Origin of the sequence: Mycobacterium sp. 94-17 (genome assembly GCF_035617725.1) — a bacterium.
In the GTDB taxonomy this organism is placed as follows: Bacteria; Actinomycetota; Actinomycetes; order Mycobacteriales; family Mycobacteriaceae; genus Mycobacterium.
This window is the reverse complement of the sequence record NZ_JAPIYN010000001.1, coordinates 218,660-245,051: the sequence shown is the minus strand read 5'-3', so window position 1 is coordinate 245,051 and position 26,392 is coordinate 218,660. Positions and strand designations below refer to the sequence as shown.

Annotated in this window: 25 protein-coding genes and 1 pseudogene; 12 read left to right on the top strand and 14 right to left on the bottom strand. The window is 66.7% G+C overall.

Annotated features, from left to right (window positions below; genetic code table 11):
* Positions 1-5: 5 nt before the first annotated feature.
* The 7 genes from OQ789_RS01200 to OQ789_RS01170 all read right to left on the bottom strand — a co-directional run bounded on the left by OQ789_RS01200 (position 6) and on the right by OQ789_RS01170 (position 6,352).
* Positions 6-1,070 (bottom strand): virulence factor Mce family protein, encoded by a 1,065-nt coding sequence (locus OQ789_RS01200; RefSeq protein ID WP_324682890.1) that lies wholly within the window; start codon positions 1,068-1,070, stop codon positions 6-8.
* Positions 1,060-2,115, bottom strand: a complete 1,056-nt coding sequence (locus OQ789_RS01195) for a virulence factor Mce family protein (protein WP_324682889.1) — start codon at positions 2,113-2,115, stop codon at positions 1,060-1,062. The genes OQ789_RS01200 and OQ789_RS01195 overlap by 11 nt, the downstream gene beginning before the upstream one ends.
* A complete protein-coding gene (locus OQ789_RS01190) occupies positions 2,115-3,317 on the bottom strand; it encodes an MCE family protein (protein ID WP_324682888.1) in 1,203 nt (400 codons plus the stop codon). Before OQ789_RS01190 ends, OQ789_RS01195 begins: the two co-directional genes overlap by 1 nt.
* Before the next feature lie 19 nt (positions 3,318-3,336).
* A complete protein-coding gene (locus OQ789_RS01185) occupies positions 3,337-4,179 on the bottom strand; it encodes an ABC transporter permease (RefSeq protein WP_324682886.1) in 843 nt (280 codons plus the stop codon).
* 19 nt (positions 4,180-4,198) lie between these two features.
* Positions 4,199-4,963 (bottom strand): ABC transporter permease, encoded by a 765-nt coding sequence (locus tag OQ789_RS01180; protein WP_324682885.1) that lies wholly within the window; start codon positions 4,961-4,963, stop codon positions 4,199-4,201.
* A 237-nt stretch (positions 4,964-5,200) separates the two neighbouring features.
* Positions 5,201-6,115 carry a 3-oxoacyl-ACP reductase gene (locus OQ789_RS01175; RefSeq protein WP_324682883.1) on the bottom strand — a complete coding sequence of 305 codons (915 nt, stop codon included), beginning with the start codon at positions 6,113-6,115 and terminating at the stop codon, positions 5,201-5,203.
* Positions 6,116-6,160: 45 nt separating this feature from the next.
* Positions 6,161-6,352 carry a ferredoxin gene (locus tag OQ789_RS01170; RefSeq protein WP_324682882.1) on the bottom strand — a complete coding sequence of 64 codons (192 nt, stop codon included), beginning with the start codon at positions 6,350-6,352 and terminating at the stop codon, positions 6,161-6,163.
* Between the two features lie 215 nt (positions 6,353-6,567).
* Between OQ789_RS01170 and OQ789_RS01165 the strand changes: the two genes are divergently transcribed.
* The 4 genes from OQ789_RS01165 (at position 6,568) to OQ789_RS01150 (ending at position 11,250) form a co-directional block, all read left to right on the top strand.
* A complete protein-coding gene (locus tag OQ789_RS01165; protein WP_324682881.1) occupies positions 6,568-7,749 on the top strand; it encodes an acyl-CoA dehydrogenase in 1,182 nt (393 codons plus the stop codon).
* A 29-nt stretch (positions 7,750-7,778) separates the two neighbouring features.
* Positions 7,779-8,876: an acyl-CoA dehydrogenase family protein gene (locus OQ789_RS01160; protein WP_324682879.1), complete on the top strand. Its 1,098-nt coding sequence runs from the start codon at positions 7,779-7,781 to the stop codon at positions 8,874-8,876.
* A 5-nt stretch (positions 8,877-8,881) separates the two neighbouring features.
* Positions 8,882-10,438: a long-chain-fatty-acid--CoA ligase FadD17 gene (gene fadD17, locus OQ789_RS01155; RefSeq protein ID WP_324682877.1), complete on the top strand. Its 1,557-nt coding sequence runs from the start codon at positions 8,882-8,884 to the stop codon at positions 10,436-10,438.
* Positions 10,439-10,536: 98 nt separating this feature from the next.
* Positions 10,537-11,250 carry a hypothetical protein gene (locus OQ789_RS01150; protein WP_324682875.1) on the top strand — a complete coding sequence of 238 codons (714 nt, stop codon included), beginning with the start codon at positions 10,537-10,539 and terminating at the stop codon, positions 11,248-11,250.
* Here OQ789_RS01150 and OQ789_RS01145 read toward each other — a convergent pair.
* The 4 genes and pseudogenes from OQ789_RS01145 to OQ789_RS01130 all read right to left on the bottom strand — a co-directional run bounded on the left by OQ789_RS01145 (position 11,236) and on the right by OQ789_RS01130 (position 16,058).
* Positions 11,236-12,786, bottom strand: coding sequence for an acetolactate synthase large subunit (locus OQ789_RS01145; RefSeq protein ID WP_324682873.1), 1,551 nt, complete (start codon positions 12,784-12,786; stop codon positions 11,236-11,238). The two genes, OQ789_RS01150 and OQ789_RS01145, sit on opposite strands and share 15 nt — an antisense overlap.
* Positions 12,783-13,610: an amidohydrolase family protein gene (locus tag OQ789_RS01140; RefSeq protein ID WP_324682871.1), complete on the bottom strand. Its 828-nt coding sequence runs from the start codon at positions 13,608-13,610 to the stop codon at positions 12,783-12,785. The genes OQ789_RS01145 and OQ789_RS01140 overlap by 4 nt, the downstream gene beginning before the upstream one ends.
* 24 nt (positions 13,611-13,634) lie before the next feature.
* Positions 13,635-14,403 (bottom strand): annotated as a pseudogene (locus OQ789_RS01135) (fructosamine kinase family protein).
* The gene (locus tag OQ789_RS01130) at positions 14,400-16,058 is read right to left on the bottom strand and encodes an acyl-CoA synthetase (protein WP_324682869.1); all 1,659 of its coding nucleotides are present in this window, start codon (positions 16,056-16,058) and stop codon (positions 14,400-14,402) included. Before OQ789_RS01130 ends, OQ789_RS01135 begins: the two are co-directional and overlap by 4 nt.
* A gap of 63 nt (positions 16,059-16,121) precedes the next feature.
* On the opposite strand from OQ789_RS01130, the gene OQ789_RS01125 reads away from it, so the two are divergent.
* Complete coding sequence (locus tag OQ789_RS01125; protein WP_324682867.1) at positions 16,122-16,922, top strand: crotonase/enoyl-CoA hydratase family protein; 801 nt, start codon at positions 16,122-16,124, stop codon at positions 16,920-16,922.
* 85 nt (positions 16,923-17,007) lie between these two features.
* On the opposite strand, the gene OQ789_RS01120 is transcribed toward OQ789_RS01125, so the two are convergent.
* Positions 17,008-18,228: a cytochrome P450 gene (locus tag OQ789_RS01120; protein WP_324682865.1), complete on the bottom strand. Its 1,221-nt coding sequence runs from the start codon at positions 18,226-18,228 to the stop codon at positions 17,008-17,010.
* Positions 18,229-18,270: 42 nt separating this feature from the next.
* Between OQ789_RS01120 and OQ789_RS01115 the strand changes: the two genes are divergently transcribed.
* A complete protein-coding gene (locus OQ789_RS01115; RefSeq protein WP_324682863.1) occupies positions 18,271-18,993 on the top strand; it encodes an acetoacetate decarboxylase family protein in 723 nt (240 codons plus the stop codon).
* Positions 18,994-19,130: 137 nt separating this feature from the next.
* Here the strand turns inward: OQ789_RS01115 and OQ789_RS01110 are convergent, their stop codons facing one another.
* Complete coding sequence (locus OQ789_RS01110) at positions 19,131-20,180, bottom strand: LLM class F420-dependent oxidoreductase (protein ID WP_324682861.1); 1,050 nt, start codon at positions 20,178-20,180, stop codon at positions 19,131-19,133.
* Positions 20,181-20,252: 72 nt separating this feature from the next.
* On the opposite strand from OQ789_RS01110, the gene OQ789_RS01105 reads away from it, so the two are divergent.
* Genes OQ789_RS01105 through OQ789_RS01090 form a run of 4 tightly spaced genes read left to right on the top strand, consistent with a single transcriptional unit; the run spans position 20,253 to position 23,985 of the window.
* Positions 20,253-21,257 (top strand): Zn-ribbon domain-containing OB-fold protein, encoded by a 1,005-nt coding sequence (locus OQ789_RS01105; RefSeq protein ID WP_324682859.1) that lies wholly within the window; start codon positions 20,253-20,255, stop codon positions 21,255-21,257.
* Between the two features lie 15 nt (positions 21,258-21,272).
* Complete coding sequence (locus OQ789_RS01100; protein WP_324682858.1) at positions 21,273-22,337, top strand: thiolase domain-containing protein; 1,065 nt, start codon at positions 21,273-21,275, stop codon at positions 22,335-22,337.
* Positions 22,337-23,536: a thiolase domain-containing protein gene (locus OQ789_RS01095; protein WP_324682856.1), complete on the top strand. Its 1,200-nt coding sequence runs from the start codon at positions 22,337-22,339 to the stop codon at positions 23,534-23,536. The genes OQ789_RS01100 and OQ789_RS01095 overlap by 1 nt, the downstream gene beginning before the upstream one ends.
* Before the next feature lie 41 nt (positions 23,537-23,577).
* Positions 23,578-23,985 carry a nuclear transport factor 2 family protein gene (locus OQ789_RS01090; RefSeq protein WP_324682854.1) on the top strand — a complete coding sequence of 136 codons (408 nt, stop codon included), beginning with the start codon at positions 23,578-23,580 and terminating at the stop codon, positions 23,983-23,985.
* Here the strand turns inward: OQ789_RS01090 and OQ789_RS01085 are convergent.
* Positions 23,982-24,506, bottom strand: a complete 525-nt coding sequence (locus OQ789_RS01085) for a gamma carbonic anhydrase family protein (protein WP_324682852.1) — start codon at positions 24,504-24,506, stop codon at positions 23,982-23,984. The genes OQ789_RS01090 and OQ789_RS01085 overlap by 4 nt on opposite strands.
* 127 nt (positions 24,507-24,633) lie before the next feature.
* On the opposite strand from OQ789_RS01085, the gene OQ789_RS01080 reads away from it, so the two are divergent.
* On the top strand, positions 24,634-25,812 hold the full coding sequence (locus OQ789_RS01080; protein WP_324682850.1) for a Rieske 2Fe-2S domain-containing protein: 1,179 nt from the start codon (positions 24,634-24,636) through the stop codon (positions 25,810-25,812).
* Between the two features lie 4 nt (positions 25,813-25,816).
* The gene (locus tag OQ789_RS01075; protein ID WP_324682849.1) at positions 25,817-26,269 is read left to right on the top strand and encodes a hypothetical protein; all 453 of its coding nucleotides are present in this window, start codon (positions 25,817-25,819) and stop codon (positions 26,267-26,269) included.
* Positions 26,270-26,392 lie beyond the last annotated feature (123 nt).

Below are 26,392 nucleotides of genomic sequence, written 5' to 3'. Positions count from 1 at the left end.
CGGCATCACGGTGACTTCGGCCTGATGATCCAGCGCTCCTGAATCAGCCCGCGCAGGTAGTCGGCGAGGCTGGCAGGCATCTTGCCGGGCTGATAGAAGAAGTCGAACATGGTGGCCAGCAGCGGCGCCGGGATCACCCCGTAGACGTTGACATTGAATCCGGGGCCCGAACCGACCACCTCGCCCAGCTCGGTGGCATAGGTGGGCAGCCGCTTGAGGGCCTCGGTGATGTAGTCGCGGCGCTCGTTGAGGTTGGACAGCACGTCGTTGAGCTTGTTCAGCGCCGGGCCGAACTCCTTGCGGTTGTCGGCGACGAAGCCGGAGATCTGCGTCGAGAGGTCCTGGATCCCCGAGATCAGCTGGGCCAGGGCGCCGCGGCGTTCGTCGAGCGCGGCGAACAACTCGTTGCCGTCGTCAACCAGCTTGTTGACCTGTCCCGCGCGCTGTGACAACACGCCGGTGACCGACTTCGCATGAGCCAGCAGGCTTTGCAGCGCCTCGTCGCGGCGGTCCAGGGTGCGCGACAGCGATGTCACCCCGTCCAGCGCACCGCGCAGTTGCGGGTTTGCGTCGTGCAGCGTGTCAGTCAGCACGTTCAACGCCTTTTCAAACTGCGGCTTGTCGAGGTTGTTGGCGTTCTGCCCCAAATCTTCGAGGGCGCCCGCGAGTGTGTATGGCGTCGTGGTACGGCTGAGCGGAATGGTGGTGGTCTTGCCGACCCCGGCGGGGGTCACGGAGATGGAGCGCTCACCGAGGATGGTGTCGGTGCGGATCGCGGCCAGCGACTGGTCGCCGACGGCGACGTGGCGATCGACGCTGAAGCTGATCTTGGCGCTGTCGCCGGCCAGGCCCACTTCGGTCACCTTGCCGACTTTGAAGCCGGAAACGTACACGGCGTTGCCGGGATTGATGCCGCCGGCGTCGGTGAAGTAGGCGTCGTAGGTCTTGCCCTGCGGCCAGAACGGCAATCCGGTGTAGCCGAACGCAACGAGCACGACACACACCACAAGCACCACGCCGAAGATGCCGGTGCGCAGTGGATCGCGCTCGCGCCTTGCGTTACTTGACAAAAGCGCACCTCCCCTTGCTGGGATCCACCTGGCCACCGAGCGGCAGCAGGATGTCACTGCCGGCCGGACCGTTGATCTTGATCGTCACGGAGCAGAAGTAGATGTTGAAGAACGACCCGTACGCGCCGAGGGCGGCCAGCCGCAGATAGTCCTCGCCCAGCTGCTCGATGTCGTTGTTCAGCTCGGCCTTGCGGTTGTCCAGCTCGGTGGCCAGCGGGCGAGCGTTCTCCAGGATTCCCTGCAACGGCCGACGCGAATTCTTCAGTAACTGCGTCAAATCCGTCGTGGTCGACGCCAGCGGCGGGATGGCGCCGGCGATGTCGTCGGAGTGTTGGGCCAGCCCGGTAATCAGCTGCTGTAGCTGGTCGACGCTGGCCGAAAACTGTGCACTGCGCTGGTCGACGGTGGTCAGCACCGTATTGAGGTTGTTGATCACATCGCCGATGAGCTGGTCGCGCTGGCCCAGCGCCGATGAGAATGCGCTGGTGTCGGCCAGCACATTCGACAACGCCCCGCCCTGCCCCTGCAGCAGCTGGATGACCGCGCCGGTGATGGTGTTGACCTTGTCGGCGTCGAGGCCTTTGAGCACCGGGCGCAGTCCGCCCAGCAGGGCGTCGAGATCGAGTGCGGGCTGGGTGTGCTGGCTGTTGATCGTCGCGCCGGCCGGCAGTTTTCGCAGCTCGCCCGGGCCCGAGGTGATCTCCAGATATCGGTCACCGACCAAGTTTTCGTAGCGGATCACCGCGCGGGTAGAGGAGTAAAGCGTGTAGCGCTGGTCGACTCCGAATTTGACGTCGATGGTGTTGTCGGGGTTGAGCTTGATGCCCGAGACCGCGCCGACCGGCACCCCCGCGATGCGCACCTTCTGCCCGGACTTCAGCCGCGAAACATCGGTGAACGTTGCGTGGTAGGTGCTTTCGGGACCGAATCGGAAATCGCCGAACACCACCACCAGCCCCGCTGACACCAACAGCATGGCCACCGCAAAAATGCTGACCTTGGTCATCATTGCGCGATGCGACGGCATTCCCGAGCGGCCCGGCATCAGAAGTCATCCCGTTCCGCGAACGCCCCGTGGAACAGGAACTGCAACGTCGACGGTGCGTCGAACTGCAGTTCGGTGAACGGCTCGTACGGGATGTTGGCGTTGTCGGTCACCAGGAACGGCGCCCGGTAGAACGATCCCCCGGTCTGCTTGGTCGGAATGTCGGGCAGCCCACGGCAGTTCGGGCCGCCGGAGGCGTTCACGATCGGCAGCGATTCGGGATAGACGTACGCAGGCGCGCCCAACACGAAGCTCGACGACGTGAACAGGCCGGCCTTGCGAACACCGAGCAGCGGGGCGAATTCCTTTATACCGCGCTCGATGCCGGCGAACAGGCAGCCGAATTCCGGTGAGTAATCGGACGCCACCTTAAGCGGGGCCCGCAGCCGGTTGATGGTATCGATGAAGTCCCGTTCGGCCGGCGCCAGAGTGTCATACGCGTTGTTCGACAGGCCGATGGTGGCCAATAGTGTGCTGTCGAGGTTCTTCTGCTGGTCCACGACCGTCTTGTCGATCGTCGGCAGATTGTCGACCACGGTGGTCAGGTCCGGCGCCGCGTCCGCGTACACGTTGGCCACCACCGCGGTTTTGCGCAGGTCCTCCTGCAGTGTCGGCAGCTTCGGGTTCGCCTGGCGCGCCAGCGTATTCAAGCCCGACAGGATGCCGCCCAGGTCGTCGCCGTGACCACGCAGGCCTTCCGCGAAGGCGCTCAGCGTGCCGTTGAGTTCGACGGGGTCGATCTTGTGCAGCAGGTCCATCAACGACTGGAACAAGGTGTTGACTTCCAGCTGCACCGACGAGGCCGCCACATGCGCGTCGGGACGCAGCGATGTCGGCGAAGGCGCCTGCGGTGGAATGAATTCCACCGCCTTGGCGCCGAAGATGGTGTTGCCCGCGATGTGCACCGTCGCGTTGGACGGGATGAAACGCATGTCCCCGCTGTTGATTCCGAGCGTCAGCCGCGCCTGGTCGCCGGAATAGTCGACGGTTTCGACCTTGCCGATCTGAATACCCCGGTATTTGACCTTGGCGCCCTTCTCCATCACCAGCCCGGCCCGGGGCGCCGACACGGTGACGGTGTCGATCGACGCGAAAGCCGCGGTGTAGGAAAGGTACGTCAGCACAGCGGAAGCCACGATCAGACCGGCCAGCACCGCTGCTGCCAGCCGGACGGATGTGCGTCGCGCGTCTGTGTTCGCCATATCCCTTTGAGCGGCCCTCTTATCCGGAGAGGTTGAAGTTACCGGACGCCCCATACACAGCGAGCGAGATGAACAAAGTGATGACGACCACGACGATCAACGAGGTCCGCACGGCCTGGCCGACCGCGATGCCAACCCCGACCGGACCGCCGTGCGCGTTGAAGCCGTAATAGGTATGGACCAGCATGACCGCGATGGCCATCGCGATGGCCTGCAGGAACGACCACAACAGGTCGGACGGTATCAGGAACGTATTGAAGTAGTGATCGTAGAGGCCTTTTGACTGCCCGTTGATGTATACCGTGGTGAAGCGGGCGGCGAAGAACGCGGCCAGCACCGAGAGCGAGTACAACGGGATGATCGCGATGAGGCCGGCGATCAGCCGGGTCGATACCAGGTAGGACACGGCGTGCACCGCCATCGATTCCACCGCGTCGATCTCCTCGGACACTCGCATGGCACCGAGTTGGGCTGTCGCGCCGGCGCCGATGGTGGCCGCCAGTGCGATACCCGCGATCACCGGCGCGACGACGCGGACGTTCAAAAACGCCGACAGGAATCCGGTCAGCGCCTCGATGCCGATGTTGCCCAGCGACGAATAACCCTGCACGGCAATGACACCGCCGGACGCCAGGGTCAGGAAGGCTGCCACACCGACCGTGCCGCCGATCATGATGAGAGCCCCCGAGCCCATCGTCATCTCAGCGACCAGCCGGAGCGTCTCCTTGCGATAGCGCGTGGCGGCGTTGGGCACATAGCGCAAGGTCTGCCCGTAGAACAATGCCTGCTCGCCGAAGTCGTCGACCGGCTCCTCAAACCGTGAAACGAAATTGCGAAGCCGGTAAGTGAAGTCGTAACTCATTGCGTGCTCACCGGTCCGATCACTTCGCCGAGATTCGCACGCCGACCGCGGTCATCACCACGTTGATCACGAACAGACAGATGAAGGCGTAGACCACGGTTTCGTTGACCGCGTTGCCGACGCCCTTGGGCCCACCCTTGACGGTCAGGCCACGGTAGCAGCCCACCATGCCTGCCATCACGCCGAACAGCAGCGCCTTGACTTCGGCCAGCACCAGCTCGCGCAGCCCGGTCAGGACGGTCAGTCCATTGATGAACGCGCCGGGGTTTACGCCCTGTAGGAAGACGGAGAATACGTAGCCACCGGAAAGACCGATGGCGCATACCAATCCGTTCAGGAGCAGGGCCACCACCGTGGAGGCCAGTACGCGCGGCACCACCAGCCGGTGGATCGGGTCGATGCCGAGCACCCGCATCGCGTCGATCTCTTCGCGGATGGTGCGGGCGCCGAGGTCGGCACAGATCGCGGTGGCGCCGGCACCGGCCACGACGAGCACGGTCACCACCGGACCCAACTGGGTGATGGTGCCAAATGCCGTCCCCGCGCCGGACAGATCGGCGGCGCCGATCTCGCGCAGCAGGATGTTGAGGGTGAAGGCCACCAGAACGGTGAACGGGATGGACACCAGCAGCGTGGGAACCAGCGACACGCGAGCGATCATCCATGTCTGATCGAGAAACTCACCGAACTGAAACGGCCGGCGAAAAACCGCACGGCCGGTATCCAACATCATCTCGAAGAATCCGCCGACAGCGCGGGCGGGAACCGCAAGTTGTTCCCTCAACGCGGTCCCCCCCTCGGTTTGGTCTCGGCGAAGTCTATGTCTGGCCTTTGCATCGTCTACGGTCGCACGGGGCTCGCTGTGAGCCGGATCATATTAACCCAGAACAAGTTGGCCGTGTCAATGAACGGCACTTCTTTATCCGAACTGTTAATTTGCCAGGTCAGACCCGCTTGGTACGTGTCAAACTGACACACGTTCTACCTGGCGATTCCGCCCGATACGCCGGGTCTTTCGCGGCTATTCTTCCATCAGCGCGCCAGCCGAAAAATTGTGCTCAGGATCACGGCCAGCAAAGTATTCCTGCAGCGTCGAACTGAGCGTCGCCGGGTCCCAGGCGGTGCCGTCGGCGCTGAATTTGCGCTCCACGGTCGGCGCGGCCACCAACGTCACCTGCGGACCGTAGACGATGAACACCTGGCCGTTCACCTCGGCGGCCGCCGGCGACGACAGGAACGTCACCAGATTGACCACGTGCTCAGGCGACAACGGGTCGACGCCACCCGCTTCCGCCTCGGGTGCGTCGCCGAAGACGTCGGCCGTCATCGCGGTGCGCGCGCGCGGGCAGATGGCGTTGGCGCACACACCGTAGCGGCCCAGTGCCCGTGCGGCCGTGAGGGTGAGCGAAATGATGCCCGCCTTGGCGGCGCCGTAATTCGCCTGCCCGACCGGACCGACCAGCCCGGCCTCCGACGCGGTGTTGACAATCCGCCCGAAGATCTGGCCGCCGGCGTCCTTGGCCTTGGAGCGCCAGTAGGTCGCGGCGTTGCGGGTCAGCAGGAAATGACCGCGCAGGTGCACTGCGATGACGAGATCCCACTCCTCGTCCGACATGTTGAACAGCATCCGGTCCCGGGTGATCCCGGCGTTGTTGATCACGATGTCGAGGCCGCCCAGAGAGTCGGCCTGAGCAACCAGTTCGTCGGCGGTGGCGCGTTCGCTGATGTCACCGGCCACGGCGACGGCCTTCGAACCAACCGAGGTGATCTCGTCGATGACATCGGACGAATCCAACGCCGCGGCGATGTCGTTGACGACGACGGTTGCGCCCTGGCGCGCCAGGCCGAGTGCCTCGGCACGTCCCAGGCCCGCGGCCGCACCGGTGACCACCGCGACCTTTCCGGACAGATCGGTCGCGTTCGTGCTGCTAGTCAATTTATGAATACCTCTAGTTCATCTGGATCCGGGCTCTGGGCTCCGTTAGTCGCCGCGCTGGAGCGCCGCGCGCGGGCACTCCGCGATCGCCTGCTCGGCCAGTTGCTCCTGATCGCCGGGAATGGGGTCGAGCTTCACCACCGCGTAGTCCTCATCGTCCAGGTCGAAGATATCTGGGGCAATTCCCAAACACACTGCGTTGCCTTCGCACCGGTCACGGTCCACGATCACCCGCACAGCACCCTCCTTGAACCTGGACTTCACCGCAGGACTCGCCTCATCGGTATGTAGGTCCACCATAGGACCCCGACACCTCTGGGGAAACGGCCGCTGGATTCCCAGACTAGAACGTGTTACAACCGGGGAGGCGAACGGGTAGCCGTTGGTCGAGTTGCGGCAGCCCATGACGAGGCTTGTCACTCCGAACGTCGGTAACTTCAAGGACGGCCGAAATGCGTATCAGTTACACCCCGGAACAAGAGGAGCTGCGTCGCGAGCTGCGGTCGTACTTCACCACGCTGATGACCCCCGAGCGCCGGGAGGCACTGACCTCGTCGGGCGGCGGCGAAGTCGGGACCGGCACCGCGTACCGCGACACCGTCGCGCAGATGGGCAAGGACGGGTGGCTCACCCTGAACTGGCCCAAGGAGTACGGCGGGCAGGACCGCTCCCCGATGGATTCGCTGATCTTCACCGACGAAGCCGCCATCGCCGGCGTGCCGGTGCCGTTTTTGACCATCAATAGCGTGGCGCCGACCATCATGGCCTTCGGCACCGACGAGCAAAAGACGTTCTTCCTGCCCAAGATCGCCGCCGGCGAACTGCATTTCTCGATCGGCTACTCCGAGCCCGGCGCCGGCACGGACCTGGCAAACCTGCGCACCACCGCGGTGCGCGACGGTGACGACTACGTCATCAACGGCCAGAAGATGTGGACCAGCCTCATCGCCTACGCGGACTGGGTGTGGCTGGCCGTGCGCACCAACCCCGAGGCCAAGAAACACCGCGGCATCTCGATGATCGCGGTGCCGACCACCGCCGAAGGCTTCTCCTGGACACCGGTGCACACCATGGCCGGGGTGGACACCAGCGCCACCTACTACTCCGACGTGCGCGTCCCGGTGACCAACCTGATCGGCGAGGAGAACGGCGGCTGGAAGCTGGTCACCAACCAGCTCAACCACGAGCGCGTCGCCCTGGTCTCGGCGCAACCAATCATCGTGGCGCTGCGCGAGGTCCGCGAATGGGCCCAGAACACCAAGGACGCCGGCGGCGCCCGCCTGATCGACTCCGAATGGGTGCAGATCAACTTGGCCCGCGTGCACGCCAAAGCCGAAGTGCTGAAGCTGATCAACTGGGAGCTCGCCTCGGCGTCAAGTGAAGCCCTGAACCCGGCGGACGCCTCGGCGGCCAAGGTGTACGGCACCGAACTGGCCACCGAGGCGTACCGGCTGCTGATGGAGGTGCTGGGTACCGCTGCGACGGTGCGCCAGAATTCGTCGGGCTCGTTGCTGCGCGGCCGGGTCGAGCGGATGCACCGGGCCTGCCTGATTCTGACCTTCGGCGGCGGCACCAACGAAGTGCAGCGCGACATCATCGGCATGGTCGCACTCGGCCTGCCCCGGAACCGCTGAGCCGCTACGGAATAGAAAGACGGACGTTCATGGATTTCACCACCACCGAAGCGGCGAACGACCTCGGCAACCTGGTCGACACCATCGTGGACTCGGTATGCACCCCCGACCATCAGCGTGAGCTCGACGGGCTCGATCAGCGGTTCGACCGCGACCTGTGGCGAAAGCTGATCGATGCGGGCATCCTGTCCAGCGCGTCGGCCTCCTCGCTGGGCGGCGACGGGTTCGGTGCGCTCGAGCAGATGGCGATCCTGGTCGCGCTGGGACACCAGCTGGCCGCGGTGCCCTATCTGGAGTCGGTGGTGCTGGCCGCAGGCGCCCTGGCCCGGTTCGGTTCCGAAGAGCTGCAGCAAGATTGGGGTGCACCGGCGGTCAACGGCGAGAAGACGCTCAGCGTGGCCCTCGACGGCGAGATGGGCGACGGCCCCGTGCGGGCGGCCGGCGCCGGCGCGGGCTACCGGCTGACCGGGACGCGCACCCAGGTCCACTTCGGCCCGGTGGCCGACGCATTCCTGGTTCCCGCCGAAACCGATTCCGGCACCGCGGTTTTCCTGGTCGCCGCCGACGATCCCGGTATCACGGTGACCGCACTGGAGACCACCGGGCTGGGCAGCGTCGGGCACCTCGCGCTGGACGGCGTCGAGGTCGATGACAGCCGTAAGGTCGGCGACGCCGAGGTCGTGACGTGGCTCGGTACGCTGGGCACGTTGGGCCGCAGCGCTTTCCAGCTCGGGGTACTCGAGCGGGGCCTGCAGATGACGGCCGAATACGCCCGCGTGCGTGAGCAGTTCGACCGCCCCATTGGCAGCTTCCAGGCCGTGTCGCAACGGCTGGCTGACGGCTACATCGACGTCAAGGGGTTGCGGCTCACGCTGACCCAGGCGGCCTGGCGGGTCTCGGAAGACATTCCGGCCGAGATGGACGTCGCGAACGCGGCGTTCTGGGCGGCGGACGCCGGCCACCGGGTGGCGCACACCATCGTTCACGTGCACGGCGGCGTCGGCGTCGACACCGACCACCCGGCGCACCGCTATTTCTTGGCCGCAAAGGAGGCCGAGTTCGCCCTCGGCGGTGCCACCGGACAGCTGCGCCGGATCGGCCGGGAGCTGGCCGAGACGCCTGCTTAGGCGCAATGGAACTCACCGATGACCTGACGGTAGCCAAGCTGCTGGCGCCGCTGGCCGAGATCGACGATCGCGGTGTCTACTTCGAGGACTCGTTCACCAGCTGGCGCGATCACCTGCAGCACGGCGCCGCGATCGCCGCGGCGTTGCGTGAGCGGCTCGACCCCGGCCGGCCGCCACACGTCGGCGTGCTGTTGGAGAACACTCCGTTCTTCTCGGCGATGCTGGTGGCGGCGGGAATGTCGGGGATCGTGCCGGTGGGACTCAACCCGGTGCGCCGCGGCGCGGCGCTGCGGCGCGACATCGCCCGCGCCGATTGCCAATTGGTGCTGGCCGACTCGGCATCGTCGGAGACGCTGGACGGCATCGAGCACCTGAACGCCGACTCACCGGAGTGGGCGGAAGAGGTCGCCGCGCACCGCGACGCGCGGCTGTCTTTCCCGGCCGCCTCGCCTGCGGATCTGTTCATGCTGATCTTCACGTCGGGCACCAGCGGCGAGCCGAAGGCGGTCAAGTGCAGCCACGGCAAGGTCGCGATCGCGGGCGTGACGATGTCACGGCGTTTCAGCCTCGGGCCCGACGATGTCTGCTACGTGTCGATGCCGCTGTTCCATTCCAACGCGGTGCTGGTGGGCTGGGCGGTGGCGGCGGCCTGCGAGGGGTCAATGGTGTTGCGGCGCAAGTTTTCCGCGTCGAACTTCTTCGTCGATGTACGTCGCTACCGCGCCACCTACGCGAATTACGTGGGCAAGCCGCTGTCGTATGTGCTCGCCACGCCCGAGCAACCCGACGATGCCGACAACCCGCTGCGCGCGGTCTACGGCAACGAGGGCGTGCCGGATGACATCGAGCGCTTCGCGCGCCGGTTCGGATGCGTCGTGCAGGACGGGTTCGGTTCCACCGAAGGCGGGGTGGCCATCGCGCGCACGCCCGACACGCCGGCGGGATCGCTGGGCCCACTGCCGGAGGGCGTCGACATCATCGATCCCGATACCGGCTCGTCGTGCCCGCCCGGTGTGGTCGGCGAACTGGTCAACACCGCGGGGCGGGGACGTTTCGAGGGCTATTACAACGACGAGGCGGCCGAGGCCGAGCGGATGGCCGGGGGGGTGTACCACAGCGGCGACCTGGCCTACCGCGACGAGGCCGGCTACGCGTACTTCGCCGGGCGGCTGGGTGATTGGATGCGCGTCGACGGCGAAAACCTTGGCGCGGCCCCGATCGAAGGAGTGTTGCTGCGCCACCCCGACGTCACCGAGGTCGCGGTGTACCCGGTGCCGGACCCGATAGTCGGCGACCAGGTGATGGCCGCCTTGGTGATGGCGCCGGGCACCGAGTTCGCCGACGGCAAGTTCCGCGCCTTTTTGGCCGAACAACCCGACCTGGGCCCCAAGCAATGGCCGTCGTATGTCCGGGTCTGCGCCGAGCTCCCGCGGACGGTGACCTTCAAGGTGCTGAAGCGACAGCTCGCCGCCCAGGGCGTCGACTGCGGCGACCCGGTGTGGGAGATCCCCCGCCAGGGCCGGGGGCCGGCATTGCCGCCGGATGCGCCGGTGCCGCAGTAAACTCAGCGCTTGATGAAAATCTGCGTAGTGATCGCCGGTTCAATCCTGGTCGCCCGCCGCGGCGCCAGCGTCACACACGCCGGCGGCGAAGCCAGCGCATGACGGCCCGGCCCCTTGAACTCGCGCTGGAAGCGAGCTTTGACCAGCTTGCCGAGGCGGTGCCGGCGAACGTCGGCGTCGCCGTCGCCCGTCCGGACCGAACCTTCTCGCTGGGCAGCTGGTGGTCGGGCGTGGCCTGGTCGACGATCAAGGTGCCCCTGGCGATCGCGGCGCTGCGCAACGACTGGCTGGGCGCGCGCGACCTGGTCACCAAGGCCATCACCGAATCCGACAATCGCGCGTCCGAACAGCTGTGGTCGCAGCTCGGCGAGCCGGCGGACGCGGCGCGGCGCGTTCAGGTCGTGGTGGCCGAAGGCGGTGACACGGCGACGGTGGTCGAATCACGAAGGCTTCGCCGCGGATTCACCGCGTTCGGCCAGACCCAGTGGAGCCTGCAGCGCCAGGCGCGCTTCGCCGCTGAGGTGTCGACCATTCCCGACGCCGTCGAGGTGATCGACCTGATGCAACGTCTGGTCCCCGGCGATCAGTGGGGGCTTGCCGCGAAAGGCCTTGCCGCGAAGGGTGGTTGGGGCCCCGGCGCGCACGACCGATACCTGGTCCGCCAGTTCGGCATCGTGCCCACGCCGTCCGGCCAATGGGGCGTGGCGCTCGCGGCGGACGCGGACGACGGCGCGTTCGAGACGGGCGTCGACGTGGTGAACACGATGACGGACTGGTTGCTGAGCCGGTTGCCCAGCCTAGCCCGTTATTGACGGCACCACGGCGTCGATCAGATGCGGGCCGGGTTCGGCGAAGGCGGTGCGCAGCGCACCGGCCAATTCCTCGGCGGTGGTGACCCGCCGGGCGGGCACCCCCATGCCCTCGCTGATCTTCACGAAATCGATTGTGGGATCTGATAAATCGAGCAGCGCGAGCGCTTCGGGCCCGGGGGCCGACCCCGCGCCGACGCGTTGCAGCTCGATCCGGAGGATGTCGTAGGCACTGTTGTTGTACAGCACGGTGGTGACGTTCAGGTTCTCGCGGGCCTGGGTCCACAATCCCGAGATCGTGTACATCGCCGAACCGTCGGATTCCAGGCACAGCACCGGACGATGCGGGGCGGCCACCGCGGCGCCGACGGCCGTTGGGATGCCGTAGCCGATCGCGCCGCCGGTCAGGGTCAGCCAGTCGTGCGCCGGTGCCCCGGCGGTCGCTCCCGCAAGCAACACGCCCGAGGTGTTCGACTCGTCGACCACGATCGCGCCTTCGGGCATCAGCGCGCCGATCACGTCGGCCGCCGACGCGGAGGTGAGCGCGCCCGTCGGCAGCTCGGGACGCGACGCGGCAGCCACCGGCGCTTCGGTGCCGGGCGCCAGCTGATCGGCCAGGGCGGTCAAAGCGTCTGCGGCACCGCTGTATTCGGCGAGCACATGTACCTCGCAGCCGGCCGGCACCAGGTCGCTGGGCATGCCGGGGTAGGCGAAGAACGACACCGGCGACTTGGCGCCGGCCAGCACCAGATGCTTGGCGCCGTTCAATTGGGCGGTGGCGGCCTCGGCGAAATACGCGAGCCGGTCGACAGCGGGGACGCCGGCCCCGCGTTCCAGGCGGGTCGGGAAGGTTTCGCACAGCACGCGGACACCCGTGGCCGCCGCGATGCGGGTGGCCGCCGCCAACCCGGCACGGCGGGTGGCATCACCGCCCACCATGATCACCGTCGGCTCCCCGGACTGGAGGGCCTCGATCACCTCGGGCACCAGCAGCGGATCGGCGCCCGTCGGCTCTGCCTCCAGGTTGGCAAACAGCTGGGCGCCGTCGGACCAGGACACGTCGGCGGGCAGGATCAGCGTCGAGATCTGCGAACCCCACCGGCTGGCGGCGATGCCCTCGACGGCATCGGCCGAGACCTGCGAGGCGTCACCGGTCCGGCGCACCCACCCCGAGACGCTGCCCGCGAGCGCGTCGATGTCGGATTCCAGTGGGGCGTCATACTTTTTGTGATACGTGGCGTGATCGCCGACGACCACCACCATCGGCACCCGCGCGCGGCGCGCGTTGTGCAGGTTGGCCAGGCCGTTGCCCAGCCCGGGACCCAGGTGCAGCAGCACGGCGGCCGGGCGGTCGGCGATGCGGGCGTACCCGTCGGCCGCGCCGGTGGCGACCCCCTCGAACAACGCCAGCACGCCGCGCATCCGCGGGACCGCATCCAGCGCGGCCACGAAGTGCATCTCCGATGTCCCCGGATTGGCGAAACACACGTCGACGCCGCCGTCGACCAAGGTGTTGATCAGGGCCTGGGCACCGTTCACTTCATTGCCTCCAGTCGGAAAACTCGTTGGGCGTTGCCGCGCAGGAAATCTCGGCGACTCTCATCGGACAGCCCGAGGCCGTCAACTCCGGCCAGCGCGTGCTCGTGGGTGATCATTGGATAATTGGTGCCGAACAACACTTTTCGTTGCCCGGTGCCCGTCTTCATGAATCGGACGAGTTCGTCCGGCAGTCGCTTGATGGTGTACGCCGAGGTGTCTATGTAGACGTTTTCGTGCTTGCGCGCCACCGCGACCATCTCCTCGGTCCACGGGTAGCCGACGTGTCCGCAGACGATCACCAGCTCCGGAAAATCGAGTGCCACCTGGTCGATGTAGGGAATCGGCCGGCCGGTCTCCGACGGGCGCAGCGGGCCAGTGTGGCCGACCTGGGTGCAAAACGGCACCTGCGATTCCACGCACTGGGCGAACAGCGGGTAGTAGCGGCGATCGGTGGGCGGGGCATTCCACAACCACGGCACCACCCGCAGGCCGACGAACCCGCCGTCGGCTATCCGGCGCCGCAGCTCCCGGACGGCTTCCATGGGCCGGTCCAGATCGACGGCGACCAAGCCGGCAAATCGGCTGGGGTGCAACCGGATCCACTCCGCGACCTCGTCGTTGGAGATCAGGTCCTGACCATTGGGGCCGCGCCACGCACTGAGCAGACCGAACTCGACCTCGGCGGCATCCATCGCCGCCAACGTCAACTCGATAGGCACGTCGGCGTCGGGAATCGACCCACCGGTCCAGCGGCGCAGCGAGGCCAAGAAATCGCTGCGCAGGAACCGCTGGGTCGGATGCTGCATCCACACGTCGATCGTCATCGCAGTTTGACACTAGACCGTGGACTAGGCAGCCAACGCGGCGCGGGCCGCGGCATCGGTCTGCTGCGCGTATCCGCCGCCGAACAGCACGACCGTGCGCCAGCAGCGGGAAGAGCTGGTGCAGCCCGATACGGTTGCGCCAGCTGGGCTTCAGTGGCCGCACCCGCTGGTAGCCGTCGATGACGGCGCCGTAGTGCGGGCAGCCGAAGAGCGCGAGCATCGCCAGGTCGGTCTCGCGGTGACCGGCGTGCGCGGCCGGGTCGATCAGCACCACGCCGTCGGGCGTCCACATCATGTTCCCGCTCCACAGATCGCCGTGCAGCCGGGCCGGGCGGTCGTCGTCGTCGAAATCGCCCGCACGGCAACGCGCCGCGACGGCGCCAACTGCGTCGCGGGTGCCGGCATCCAGGTGCGGGGCCGCCAGTTCGGCCATCGGAGCCAGCCGCTCCTCGGCGTAGAACTCGCCCCAGCGCCGGTGCCGGCGCAGCGATATCGGCAGGGGCTGCGACAGCGGCCCGAAGAATCCCGGCCCGTCCCAGCCGTCCGGTCCCGCGCCGAACGCCGGCGCTCCGGCGTCGTGGGTGACGGCCAGCCGGCAGCCAAACGCGCATGCCGCCTCGGGGGTCGGGCTCACCGACCGCAGGCGCCGCACGGTCAGGCTCGCGTGGTCCACCGAGACGACCTGCGCGCACGGCGCGCCGCCGTCTACGGCGGAAAGCCATTGCAGCCCTGCCGCTTCGGCCGCGAAGAAGCCGGCCGGTGCGGCCGGATTACGTTTGACGAAGTCGGTCACGCAGTGGCGTGGGCGGCATGCACGTCGTCGGCGGGTCGCACCTCGGTCTGTTCCTTGGCCCAGCGGTAATCGGGTTTGCCCGCGGGTGACCGCTTGACCTCGTCGACCAGCCACAGGCTGCGCGGCACCTTGTAGCCCGCGATCTCGGAGCGCACGAAGCTGTCCAGCTCGGACAGCGCGGGCCGGGTGCCCGGCCGGGCCTGGACGACCGCGGCGACGTGCTGGCCGTAGCGCGGATCGGGCACGCCGACCACCAGGGCGTCGAAGACGTCGGGGTGGCCCTTGAGCGCGGCCTCGACCTCTTCGGGGTAGATCTTCTCCCCGCCGCTGTTGATCGACACCGAGCCCCGGCCCAGCATCGTCACGGTGCCGTCCTCCTCGACCGTGGCGAAGTCGCCGGGGATGGCGTAGCGCACGCCGTTGAAGGTCTTGAACGTCTCGGCGGTCTTCTTCTCGTCCTTGTAGTAGCCGACAGGGATGTTGCCCTTCTTCGCGATGAATCCGCGCACACCGGAGCCCGGCTTGACCTCGTTGCCCTGCTCGTCGAGGACGACGGTGCGGTGGTCGATCGTGACGCGCGGGCCACCGGCATGGGGCGCGTCCTTGGCGACCACGCTGGTGCCCCCGAAGCCGGTCTCCGACGACCCGATGGAGTCGGTGATGATCCGGTTGGGCAGCAGCTCGAGGAACTTCTCCTTGATGCTCGGCGAGAACAGCGCGGCGGTGGAGGCGAGCAGGAACAGCGACGACAGGTCGTACGCTTCTCCTTCTGCGCCTTCCTGTGCAGCCAGCAGTGCGTCGAGCAGGGGGCGCGCCATCGCGTCGCCGGTGAAGAACAGCAGGTTCACCTTGTGCTTGTGGATCGTTTGCCATACCTCGTCGGCATTGAATTCCGGTGCCAGAACCGTGGTTTGGCCCGAGAAGATCGACATCCAGGTGGCCGACTGGGTGGCCCCGTGGATCATCGGTGGGATCGGGTGGCGGATCATCGGCGTGCTGACCGCGGCGGCCTTGGCCAGGTCGTGCTCATCCTTGATGAATTCGCCTGTGGCGAAGTCGGTTCCACCGAACAGCACCCGATAGATGTCCTCGTGGCGCCACATCACTCCCTTGGGAAAGCCCGTCGTGCCACCGGTATACAGCAGGTAGATGTCGTCGGCGCTGCGCTCGCCGAAGTCACGTTCGGGCGAGCTGTCGGCGATCGCGGAGTAGAACTCGACGCCTCCGTAGCCCGCGTAATCGGCGTCGCTGCCGTCCTCGACCACCAGCACCGTCTTGACTTCGGGGGTGTCGGGCAACACGTTCGCGACGCGCTCGGAGTACTGCCGCTCGTGGACCAGCGCGACCATGTCGGAGTTCTCGAACAGGTAGCGCAGCTCGGCCTCGACGTAGCGGTAGTTGATGTTCACCAGGATGGCGCCGGCCTTGACGATGCCGAGCATCGCGATGACGATCTCGATGCGGTTGCGGCAGTACAGCCCGACCTTGTCGTCCTTTTTCACCCCCTGCTCCATCAGGTAGTGAGCCAGGCGGTTGGCCTTCTCCTCGAGTTGGGCGTAGGTCAGCTTTTCATCGCCGCAGATCAGGGCGACACGGTCGGGCACGGCGTCGATGGCGTGCTCTGCAAGGTCGGCAATATTCAGGGCCACGGCCACCAAATTAGAACGTGTTACATTTCGAGGCAAGTTTCGCGCAACGATGCAGGAAGGCGGACCCCCGTGACCGATCCGGACGATAGCCCCGACGCCCTCGTCGAGCAGCGCAGTCACACGCTGATCGTCACCATGAATCGGCCCCACCGCCGCAATGCGTTGAGCACGGAAATGATGGAAATCATGGTCCAGGCCTGGGACCGCGTCGACAACGACGACGACATCCGCTGCTGCATCCTGACCGGCGCCGGTGGCTACTTCTGCGCGGGCATGGACCTCAAGGCGGCAACCGCAAAGCCGCCGGGTGAGTCGTTCAAGGACGGCAGCTACGACCCGTCGCGAATCGATGCCTTGCTCAAAGGCCGCAGGCTGAAGAAGCCGCTGATCGCCGCCGTCGAGGGCCCGGCCATCGCCGGGGGCACCGAGATCCTGCAGGGCACCGACATCCGGGTCGCCGGCGAGAGCGCCAAGTTCGGCATCTCCGAGGCCAAGTGGAGCCTGTACCCGATGGGCGGCTCGGCGGTCCGCCTGGTCCGCCAGATCCCCTACACCGTGGCCTGTGACCTGCTGCTGACCGGGCGCCACGTCACCGCCGCCGAGGCTCTGGCGATGGGGCTGATCGGGCACGTCGTTCCTGACGGCCAGGCGCTGACAAAGGCGCTGGAGATCGCCGAGGTGATCGAGAACAACGGGCCGCTGGCGGTGCAGGCGATCCTCAAGACGATCCGCGAGACCGAGGGGATGCACGAGGAAGAGGCCTTCAAGCCCGACACCGCCAACGGCATCCCGGTGTTCCTCTCCGAGGACTCCAAGGAAGGCCCCCGCGCGTTCGCCGAGAAGCGCAAGCCGCAGTTCAAAAGCCGCTAGGACTTTCTTCGCCGAGCGTGAACTCAGGGCGAGTTTTCGGCCGATTTATCGCCCTGGCGTCACGCTCGGCGCCCGCAAACTCAAATCAGCTCAGCGGCGCGCTCGGGGTGAACACCACCGGCATCGACTCCAGCCCGCTGACGAAGTTCGCCGGTCGCAACGGCAGGGTCGAGTCGTCCTCGGCCAGCCTGAGATCCGGCATCCGCTTGAGCACCCGCTCGGTCATCATCGACAGCTCCAGGCGGGCCAGCTGATTGCCCAGGCAGAAGTGAGTACCAAAACCGAAAGCCATGTGGCTGTTAGGGTCTCGCCGGATGTCGAAGTTGTCCGGCTCCTCGAACACCGACTCGTCGAAGTTGCCCGACTCGAACAGCAGCATGATCTTCTGGCCCTCACGCAGCGAAGTGCCGTGAAATTCGGTGTCGGCGGTCAGCGTTCGGCACATGTTCTTCACCGGCGAGGTCCAGCGCAGCATCTCCTCGATCGCGCCGGGCAGCAGCGAGGGGTCGCGCACCAGGGCATCCCACTGGTCGCGGTGGCGCACCAGCTGTTCGGTCCCGCCGCTCAACGTGTGCCTCGTGGTTTCGTCGCCGCCGATGAGGATGAGCAGCGTCTCCATGACGATCTCGTCGTCGGACAAGCGCTGACCCTCCACCTCGGCGTTGACCAGGATGGAGAACAGGTCGTCGGTGGGCTCGGCTCGCCGCTTGGTGATGATCTCGGTGGTGAATGCGGTGTACGCGGCGAACGCGGCCATCACCGCTTGGGCGACGTCGGATTCGGGGTCGATGTGCGAGCTCAGCCCGCAGACCAGGTCGTCGGACCATTTCAACAGCATGCCGCGCTCCTGGGGCAGCACGCCGAGCATGTCGCCGATCACCGCCATCGGCAGCGGGGCGGCGATGTCGCGGACGAAGTCACACTCGCCGCGCTCACACACGGCGTCGATCAGCGTGTCGCACAGTCTGGCGATGGACGGTTCCTTCTCCTTCACCCGCTTGCGGGTGAAACCGGCGTTGACGAGCTTGCGCCGCAACAGGTGTGCGGGGTCGTCCATGTCGATCATGTAGGGCATGCCGGGCTGCTCGGGGCGGATGCCGCCCGTGCTGGAGAACAACTCCGGATTGCGTTCGGCGTCGAGGATCGCTTGATAGGTGGTGGCGCCGGCCAGTCCATTGCGATCACGAAACACCGGCTGGTTGGCCCGCATCCAGCGATAGGCCTCGCGCGAGGTGCGACGGTCGCCGTAGAAATTGCCGTCGGTCAGGTCGATGTTCGAGATAGCGTCCGGGATGGTCGAAGTCATCTACAGCCTCCAGATATTGACGAGCGGATTACAGTTACCGGCATGCCTGAGTCACAACACACCATTGCGGGGACAGTCCTCACCATGCCGGTTCGGATACGGAAAGCGGACGTGCACACCGCGATGTTTTCGGTGGATGCGCAAGCCGCACAACAACTTATCGAATACAGCGGCCTGCAGGTCTGCCAGCACCGCCCCGGCCGGGCGGTGGTGAACCTGATGCTGGCGCGCTACATCGACGGCGATCTGGGGAAGTACCACGAATTCGGCACCGCCGTCATGGTGAACCCGCCCGGCTCGACGGCGCGCGGCTGGCGGGCACTGGGTGATGCGGCCGCGTTCATCCACCATCTGCCCGTGGACCAGAGTTTCACTTTGGAAGCCGGCCGCTCGATCTGGGGATTCCCGAAGATCATGGCGGACTTCACCGTTCGCGAGCAGGGCCGGTTCGGATTCGACGTCAGCGCCGACGGCGCGCACATCGCCGGCATCGACTTCGCCCGCGGATTGCCGGTGCCCTCGATGTTCACCGCCAGGCCGCAGGTGCTCAAGACCTACACCTTTGCCGACGGCACCACCCGCGAAGTGCCCTGGGAGATGCGGGTGCGCGGATTGCGCGGCCGGCCCGGCGGGGCGACGTTGCGACTGGGCGATCACGCCTACGCCAAGGAGCTCGCGTCGCTGGGCCTCCCCAAGCGGGCGATGGTCTCCGGATCGGTCGGCCACGTCGAGATGACGTTCGGCGACGCCCATCCGCTGGGCTGACCCGCCGGACCGATGTCTATTGCCCGGCTGCTCAGCGCGCTGCATGGTCGTCGGGCGTGTCATCCGGACAATCTAGAACGTGTTCTAAGCCCCTGGCAAGAAAACTGGAACGTGTTCTACTGCGCTGCGCGTAAGTGTCAGATCAGGCTCGCCAGCTCGTGGACCTGCTCCGTACTGCGGCCGGACACCACCATCATGGTGACGCCTGCCGCCTCCCAAACCTTGATCTGCTTACGCACGTAGTCGACATCGCCGACGATCGCGGCGTCGTCGATCACCTCGTCGGGGATGATTTCCGCCGCTCGTTCTTTGCCGTCCTTTTGTCCACTCCGGAACAGCTTGGTCACGTCGTCGACCACCTCGGCGTAACCCATCCGGCGGTAGACGTCGGCATGGAAGTTGGTGTCTTCGGCCCCCATCCCGCCCATGTAGAGCGCGATGTAGGGCTTCATGGCCGCGAATGCCGCCGCGCGGTCCTCGGTGATGACGATGTTGGCCGTCGCGCAGATCTCGAAGTCGTCGCGGCTGCGGCGTGCACCGGGCCGGGCGAATCCCTCGTCGAGCCACTCGTTGTAGGTGTCGGCCATGCGCGGCGTGTAGAAGATCGGCAGCCAGCCGTCGCAGATCTCGGCGGCCAGCGCGACGTTCTTCGGCCCCTCGGCGCCCAGCATGATCGGAATGTCGGCCCGCAGCGGATGGGTGATGGGCTTGAGCGGCTTGCCCAGACCCGTTGCCGGCCCCCGGACCCCGTCCTTTAAAGGCAGCGGGTAGTGCGGCCCCGCGCTGGTCACCGGCGCCTCGCGCGCCCATACCTGCCGGATGATGTCGATGTATTCCCGGGTGCGGGCCAGCGGCTTGCCGAACGGTTGGCCGTACCAGCCCTCGACCACCTGCGGGCCGGAGACACCGAGTCCGAGGACGTGCCGGCCACCGGACAGGTGGTCGAGCGTCAGCGCCGCCATGGCGCACGCCGTCGGGGTGCGGGCCGACAGCTGCACCACCGAGGTGCCCAGCCGCACCCGCGACGTCGACGAACCCAGCCAGGCCAGCGGTGTGTAGGCGTCCGAACCCCACGCCTCGGCGGTGAAAACGGCGTCGTATCCGGCCTCCTCGGCGGCGGCAACCAGCTCGCCGTGGTGCTGCGGCGGTTGAGCGCCCCAATATCCCAGCTGCAATCCCAGCTTCATCGTCTCTGCCCTTCCTGCCTGAACTCCGACCCGATATTGAAACGATTCTTAGAACCTGTTCTACTCGATGGCGTGACAGCCAGCTCGAGTAGCCCGCCCCTGATGGATCACCCTGAGCCACCGCTCGCCGCACCACTGACGTTGTCCTTCGACTACACCCGTTCGGTCGGCCCCACCCTGAGCAAGTTCTTCACCGCGCTGCGTGACCGCCACGTCCTGGGCGTGCGCGGATCGGATGGCCGGGTGCATGTGCCGCCGGCGGAATATGACCCGGTCACCTATGAGCCGCTGGGCGAGATGGTACCGGTGTCCAGTGTCGGCACGGTGGTCTCGTGGACCTGGCAGCCCGCACCGCTCGAGGGCCAGCCGCTGGACCGGCCGTTCGCCTGGGCGTTGATCAAGCTGGACGGTGCGGACACTCCGTTGATCCACGCCGTTGATGTGGGACCCGCGGGCGAGCCGAGCGCCATCAAGACCGGCTCCCGGGTGCATGTGCACTGGGCCGACGAGACGGTCGGCGCCATCACGGATATCGCCTATTTCGCGCTGGGCGAGGAAGCCGAAGCCGTGGCCGAACAGTCCGGCGGCGACAAAGACCCGGTGACCATGATCGTCACGCCGATCTCGCTGACCATCCAGCACACCGCCTCGCACGAGGAGAGCGCCTACCTGCGGGCCATCGCCCAGGGCAAGCTGCTGGGCGCCAAGACCGGGGAAAAGGGGAAGGTGTACTTCCCGCCGCATGGGGCCGACCCGGCGACCGGCCTGCCGACCACCGAGTTCGTCGAGTTGCCGGACAAGGGCATCGTCACGACATTCGCGATCATCAACATCCCGTTCCAGGGCCAGCGCATCAAACCGCCCTACGTGGCGGCCTACGTGCTGCTCGACGGCAGTGACATCCCGTTCCTGCACTTGGTCGCCGACATCGACGCCCACGAGGTGCGGATGGGCATGCGCGTCGAGGCGGTGTGGAAACCCCGCGAGGAGTGGGGATTTGGCATCGACAACATCGAGTACTTCCGGCCGACCGGGGAACCGGACGCCGGCTACGACACCTACAAGCACCACCTGTAAAGGGCTTATCTGCACATGAGCGAACGCAATGTTGCGGTTGTCGGCTTCGCGCACGCCCCGCACGTCCGCCGCACCGACGGCACCACCAACGGTGTCGAGATGTTGATCCCGTGCTTCGCCCAGCTGTACGAAGAGCTGGGCATCAGCAGGACCGATATCGGATTCTGGTGTTCCGGATCATCTGATTACCTTGCCGGACGGGCTTTTTCGTTCATCTCGGCGATCGACTCGATCGGTGCCGTCCCGCCGATCAACGAATCGCACGTCGAGATGGACGCCGCCTGGGCACTTTACGAGGCGTACATCAAAATCCTGACCGGCGAGGTCGACACCGCCCTGGTGTACGGCTTCGGTAAGTCCTCGGCCGGCACCTTGCGCCAGATCCTCTCGCGGCAGACCGATCCCTACACCGTCGCGCCGCTGTGGCCCGACTCGATCTCGATGGCGGGGCTGCAGGCGCGCATCGGGCTGGACAGCGGCAAGTGGACCGAAGAGCAGATGGCGCGCGTAGCTTTCGACTCCTTTGCCAATGCACGCCGCGTGGACAATGTGGAGGGGTCGATCAGCGTGGCCGAATTGCTCGAGCGGCCGTACTTCGCCGACCCGCTGCGCCGGCACGACATTGCGCCGATCACCGACGGCGCCGCGGCGATCGTGCTCGCGGCCGGCGACCGGGCGCGCGAGTTGCGCGAAAATCCGGCCTGGATCACCGGAATCGAGCACCGCATCGAAACCCCGTTGCTGGGCGCGCGTGATCTCACCGAGTCTCCGTCGGCCAAGGCCGCGGCTCTTGCGGCCACGGGGGGCACGACCGGCAACCTCGATGTGGCCGAGATCTGCGCGCCCTTCACGCACCAGCACCTGATCCTCGCGGAAGCCATCCGGATCCCGGGGCCCACCAAGCTCAATCCGTCCGGCGGAGCGCTCGCGGCCAATCCCATGTTCGTCGCCGGTCTCGAGCGCATCGGCTTTGCGGCACAACACATCTGGAACGGCTCGGCCGAGCGGGTGCTCGCCCACGCCACCAGCGGTCCTGCGCTACAACAGAACCTGGTCGCGGTGATGGAAGGAAAGAACTGATGGCCGGTGCAGGCGCGCACCTCGCCGCGGTACTGGGTACCGGGCAGACGAAGTATGTGGCCAAGCGCAAAGACGTGTCGATGAACGGCATGGTGCGCGAGGCGATCGACCGGGCGCTGGAAGACTCCGGATCCACTTTCGACGACATCGACGCCGTCGTGGTCGGCAAGGCACCGGATTTCTTCGAGGGTGTGATGATGCCCGAGCTGTTCATGGCCGACGCCATGGGCGCCACCGGCAAGCCGCTGATCCGGGTGCACACCGCGGGATCGGTCGGTGGCTCGACCGGGATAGTGGCCGCCAGCCTGGTGCAGTCCGGCAAGTACCGGCGCGTGCTGGCGATGGCCTGGGAGAAGCAATCGGAGTCAAACGCCATGTGGGCGTTGTCGATTCCGATCCCCTTCATCAAGCCTGTCGGCGCCGGCGCGGGCGGGTACTTCGCCCCACACGTGCGCTCGTACATCCGCCGGTCCGGTGCGCCAACGAACATCGGGGCCGTGGTCGCGGTCAAGGACAGGCTCAACGGCAGCAAGAACCCGCTGGCGCACCTGCACCAGCCCGACATCACCGTCGAGAAGGTGATGGAGTCCCCGATGCTGTGGGACCCGATCCGCTACGACGAGACCTGCCCGTCGTCCGACGGTGCCGCCGCCGTGGTGATCGGCGACGAGCAGGCCGCCGAAGCCCGCCTGGCACAAGGCCATCCGGTGGCATGGATCCACGCCACCGCGCTGCGCACGGAGCCGCTCCAGTTCTCCGGCCGCGACCAGGTCAGCCCGCAGGCCAGTCGCGACGCCGCGGCCGCACTGTGGAAGGCCGCCGGCATCACGAGCCCCATCGACGAGATCGACGCCGCAGAAATCTACGTGCCGTTCTCCTGGTTCGAGCCGATGTGGTTGGAAAGCCTGGGGTTTGCCCCTGAGGGCGAGGGGTGGAAACTCACCCAAGCCGGCGAAACCAAGATCGGGGGCCGGCTGCCGGTGAACCCGTCGGGCGGCGTGCTGTCGTCGAACCCGATCGGCGCGTCCGGCCTGATCCGTTTCGCCGAAGCGGCCATCCAGGTGATGGGCAAGGGCGGCGACCATCAGGTGCCCGGTGCGCGAAAGGCCTTGGGGCACGCCTACGGCGGTGGCTCGCAGTACTACTCGATGTGGGTGGTGGGCGCCGACAAGCCCGCGGCCCAGAAGGTCGATGCGTGAGCGTGCCGACGACGATGCAGCGATGAGGAGGAGCGGCACCGTTGACTGAGCATCCCGCGCACGAGGCCGGGCGCCGCTCCCGCGCGGCGGTGGCGGCCCGGGACAAGGACGCCTGGCTGGCGGTGTTCGCCGACGACGCGATCGTCGAGGACCCGATCGGGCCCTCGGTATTCGACCCCGAAGGCGTGGGGCATCGCGGCCGTGACGCGATCTCGGCCTTCTGGGACAAGGCCATCGCCCCCACCACGAAGATCGAGTTCTTCTTCCGCGACACCTATCAGTGCGGCAACGAGGAAGCCAACGTCGGGCACATTCTCATCACGACAGGGGAGTTCCAGACGACGGCCGAGGGCGTCTTCACCTACCGCGTCGACGCCGAGGGCAAGATGACCGCCCTGCGCGCCTACTGGGAGATGGAGCGGGCGGCGGCCAGCACGCGCAAGGTCTAGAGCGGTTCCAGCCCGGCAAGATGCCGCTGGGCGAGCTCCCGGTAGGCGTGCGGGTTGATCTTGACCCACATCTCGGCGCCGGTCCCGGCGACCGGGCCTTTGATCTGCGCCGGGGCGCCGACCACCAGCATCCCGGCGGGGATCTGGGTACCCGCCGTCACCAGCGAGTGCGCGGCGACCAGGCTGCCCGCGCCGATCACCGCGCCGTCCAGCACGGTCGCGTGGTTCGCGATCAGCGCCTCCTGCCCGACGTGAACCCCGTGAATGACGCACAGATGCGCGACCGTCGCACCGGGACCGATGTCGACCGGGATGCCGGGAGGGGCGTGCAACACCGAACCGTCCTGGACGTTGGCGCCCTCGCGCACCACGATGGGCGCGTAGTCACCGCGCAACACGGCGTTGAACCAGACCGAGGCCCCCGCCTCCACCACGACGTCGCCGATCAGCGTGGCCGTCGGGGCCACGAAAGCGGTGGGATCTACCCGTGGCGCACGGCCCTCGAACGCAAACAGCGGCATCGTCTAGATATACCCCCGAGCGCGCGCACGCCGCGGGAAATCGCAGCCAGGCTCGCCGTCGTTGCGCGTGGCCGCCGCAAAACTGTAACGTGTTCTAGTTAGAGGCCCAGTGAGTTGGAGGTGACTGGTGAGTACCGACACCAAGGCGGTCGGCATCCGGGAAATCGATCCCGGTGATCTGCCGACCAGGTACGCCCGCGGCTGGCACTGCCTGGGCGTGGCCAAGGACTTCCAAGACGGTAAGCCCCACTCGATCGAGGCTTTCGGCACCAAGCTGGTGGTGTTCGCCGACTCGCACGGCGACGTCAAGGTCCTCGACGGATACTGCCGCCACATGGGCGGCGACCTGTCGGAGGGCGCCATCAAGGGCGACGAGGTCGCCTGCCCCTTCCACGACTGGCGCTGGGGCGGCGACGGCCGCTGCAAGCTGGTCCCGTACGCCAAGCGCACCCCAAAGACGGCGCGGACCCGGTCGTGGACGACCGACGTGCGGGGCGGCCTGCTGTTCGTCTGGCACGACCACGAGAACAATCCACCCGACCCCGCCGTGCGCATTCCGGACATCCCGGAGTCCCACAGCGACGAGTGGACCGAGTGGCGGTGGAACAGCATCCTCATCGAGGGATCCAACTGCCGCGACATCATCGACAACGTCACCGACATGGCGCACTTCTTCTACATCCATTTCGGGTTGCCGACGTACTTCAAGAACGTCTTCGAAGGTCACATCGCGTCGCAGTACCTGCACAACGTGGGCCGGCCCGATGTCAACGACCTCGGCACGTCCTACGGCGAGGCGCACCTGGACTCCGAGGCGTCCTATTTCGGGCCGTCGTTCATGATCAACTGGCTGCACAACAGCTACGGCGGCTTTAAGGCAGAGTCGATCCTGATCAACTGCCACTACCCGGTGACCCAGAACTCGTTCGTGCTGCAATGGGGTGTCATCGTCGAAAAGCCCAAGGGCATGGACGAGGCGATGACCGACAAGCTGTCCAAGGTGTTCACCGAGGGCGTCAGCAAGGGCTTCTTGCAGGACGTCGAGATCTGGAAGCACAAGACCCGCATCGACAACCCGCTGCTGGTCGAAGAGGACGGTGCTGTCTACCAGTTACGTCGCTGGTATCAGCAGTTCTATGTCGACGCCGCCGACATCGAGCCGGAGATGGTGGAGCGCTTCGAGATCGAGGTGGACACCACCCGGGCCAACGAGTATTGGAACGCCGAGGTCGAGGAGAACCTCAAGGCCAAGGACTCCGAGGCCGAGGCGCCGGTCACCGACGACGTGCCGGCCGAGCAACACTAGGAACATGGGCGACGATCAGCCGGTGGTACCTGACGTCGATCAGCTTGCGCGGTCGATGTTGTTGCTGCACGGCGATTCTCACGACCACGACGAACATCCGCCCGGCCCCGAGCGCAAGGGCGGATCCTGGTCGAAATCTAGGGATTTCGCCGACGATCCGCAGCGCGCCGCTGCGGTCGCCGACGCCAGTCGTGCCGACCGCGAGCGCTACCTCAACTCGGGTCTGCTGCCCGTGGACTGCCGCTTCTGCCACGTGCGGGTCACCGTTCGCAGGCTGGGGCCGGGACACACTGCGGTGCAATGGAACACTGAAGCGTGGCAGCGCTGCGCGCACTTCACACAGGTGCGTGAGTCCGGGGGCGACACGGCGCGTACGAGGTCGTGCCCCAAACTCGGCGACAGCATTGAGCATGCCGTCGCCGAGGGCTATCTCGACGACGATCCCGGCGAAGACTGAGCGCCGGTCGCGCTCGGTCCCGCGGCTCGCGCCCGCGCCGGCGAGGTATCGGTGTTGTGCCCGCCTTCGAGCGACAGTGCGGGCGCGCCGGCGGAAGCCGTGGATTTGTCGCTCCGAGGCGGG

Excerpts from the sequence above, each read along its gene's own strand:
- OQ789_RS01195 (WP_324682889.1), bottom strand. The coding sequence starts at position 2,115 with ATGCCGGGCCGCTCGGGAATGCCGTCGCATCGCGCAATGATGACCAAG.
- OQ789_RS01190 (WP_324682888.1), bottom strand. The coding sequence starts at position 3,317 with ATGGCGAACACAGACGCGCGACGCACATCCGTCCGGCTGGCAGCAGCG.
- OQ789_RS01185 (WP_324682886.1), bottom strand. The coding sequence starts at position 4,179 with ATGAGTTACGACTTCACTTACCGGCTTCGCAATTTCGTTTCACGGTTT.
- OQ789_RS01165 (WP_324682881.1), top strand. The coding sequence starts at position 6,568 with ATGCGTATCAGTTACACCCCGGAACAAGAGGAGCTGCGTCGCGAGCTG.
- OQ789_RS01160 (WP_324682879.1), top strand. The coding sequence starts at position 7,779 with ATGGATTTCACCACCACCGAAGCGGCGAACGACCTCGGCAACCTGGTC.
- fadD17 (WP_324682877.1), top strand. The coding sequence starts at position 8,882 with ATGGAACTCACCGATGACCTGACGGTAGCCAAGCTGCTGGCGCCGCTG.
- OQ789_RS01150 (WP_324682875.1), top strand. The coding sequence starts at position 10,537 with ATGACGGCCCGGCCCCTTGAACTCGCGCTGGAAGCGAGCTTTGACCAG.
- OQ789_RS01140 (WP_324682871.1), bottom strand. The coding sequence starts at position 13,610 with ATGACGATCGACGTGTGGATGCAGCATCCGACCCAGCGGTTCCTGCGC.
- OQ789_RS01120 (WP_324682865.1), bottom strand. The coding sequence starts at position 18,228 with ATGACTTCGACCATCCCGGACGCTATCTCGAACATCGACCTGACCGAC.
- OQ789_RS01115 (WP_324682863.1), top strand. The coding sequence starts at position 18,271 with ATGCCTGAGTCACAACACACCATTGCGGGGACAGTCCTCACCATGCCG.
- OQ789_RS01110 (WP_324682861.1), bottom strand. The coding sequence starts at position 20,180 with ATGAAGCTGGGATTGCAGCTGGGATATTGGGGCGCTCAACCGCCGCAG.
- OQ789_RS01100 (WP_324682858.1), top strand. The coding sequence starts at position 21,273 with ATGAGCGAACGCAATGTTGCGGTTGTCGGCTTCGCGCACGCCCCGCAC.
- OQ789_RS01095 (WP_324682856.1), top strand. The coding sequence starts at position 22,337 with ATGGCCGGTGCAGGCGCGCACCTCGCCGCGGTACTGGGTACCGGGCAG.
- OQ789_RS01085 (WP_324682852.1), bottom strand. The coding sequence starts at position 24,506 with ATGCCGCTGTTTGCGTTCGAGGGCCGTGCGCCACGGGTAGATCCCACC.
- OQ789_RS01075 (WP_324682849.1), top strand. The coding sequence starts at position 25,817 with ATGGGCGACGATCAGCCGGTGGTACCTGACGTCGATCAGCTTGCGCGG.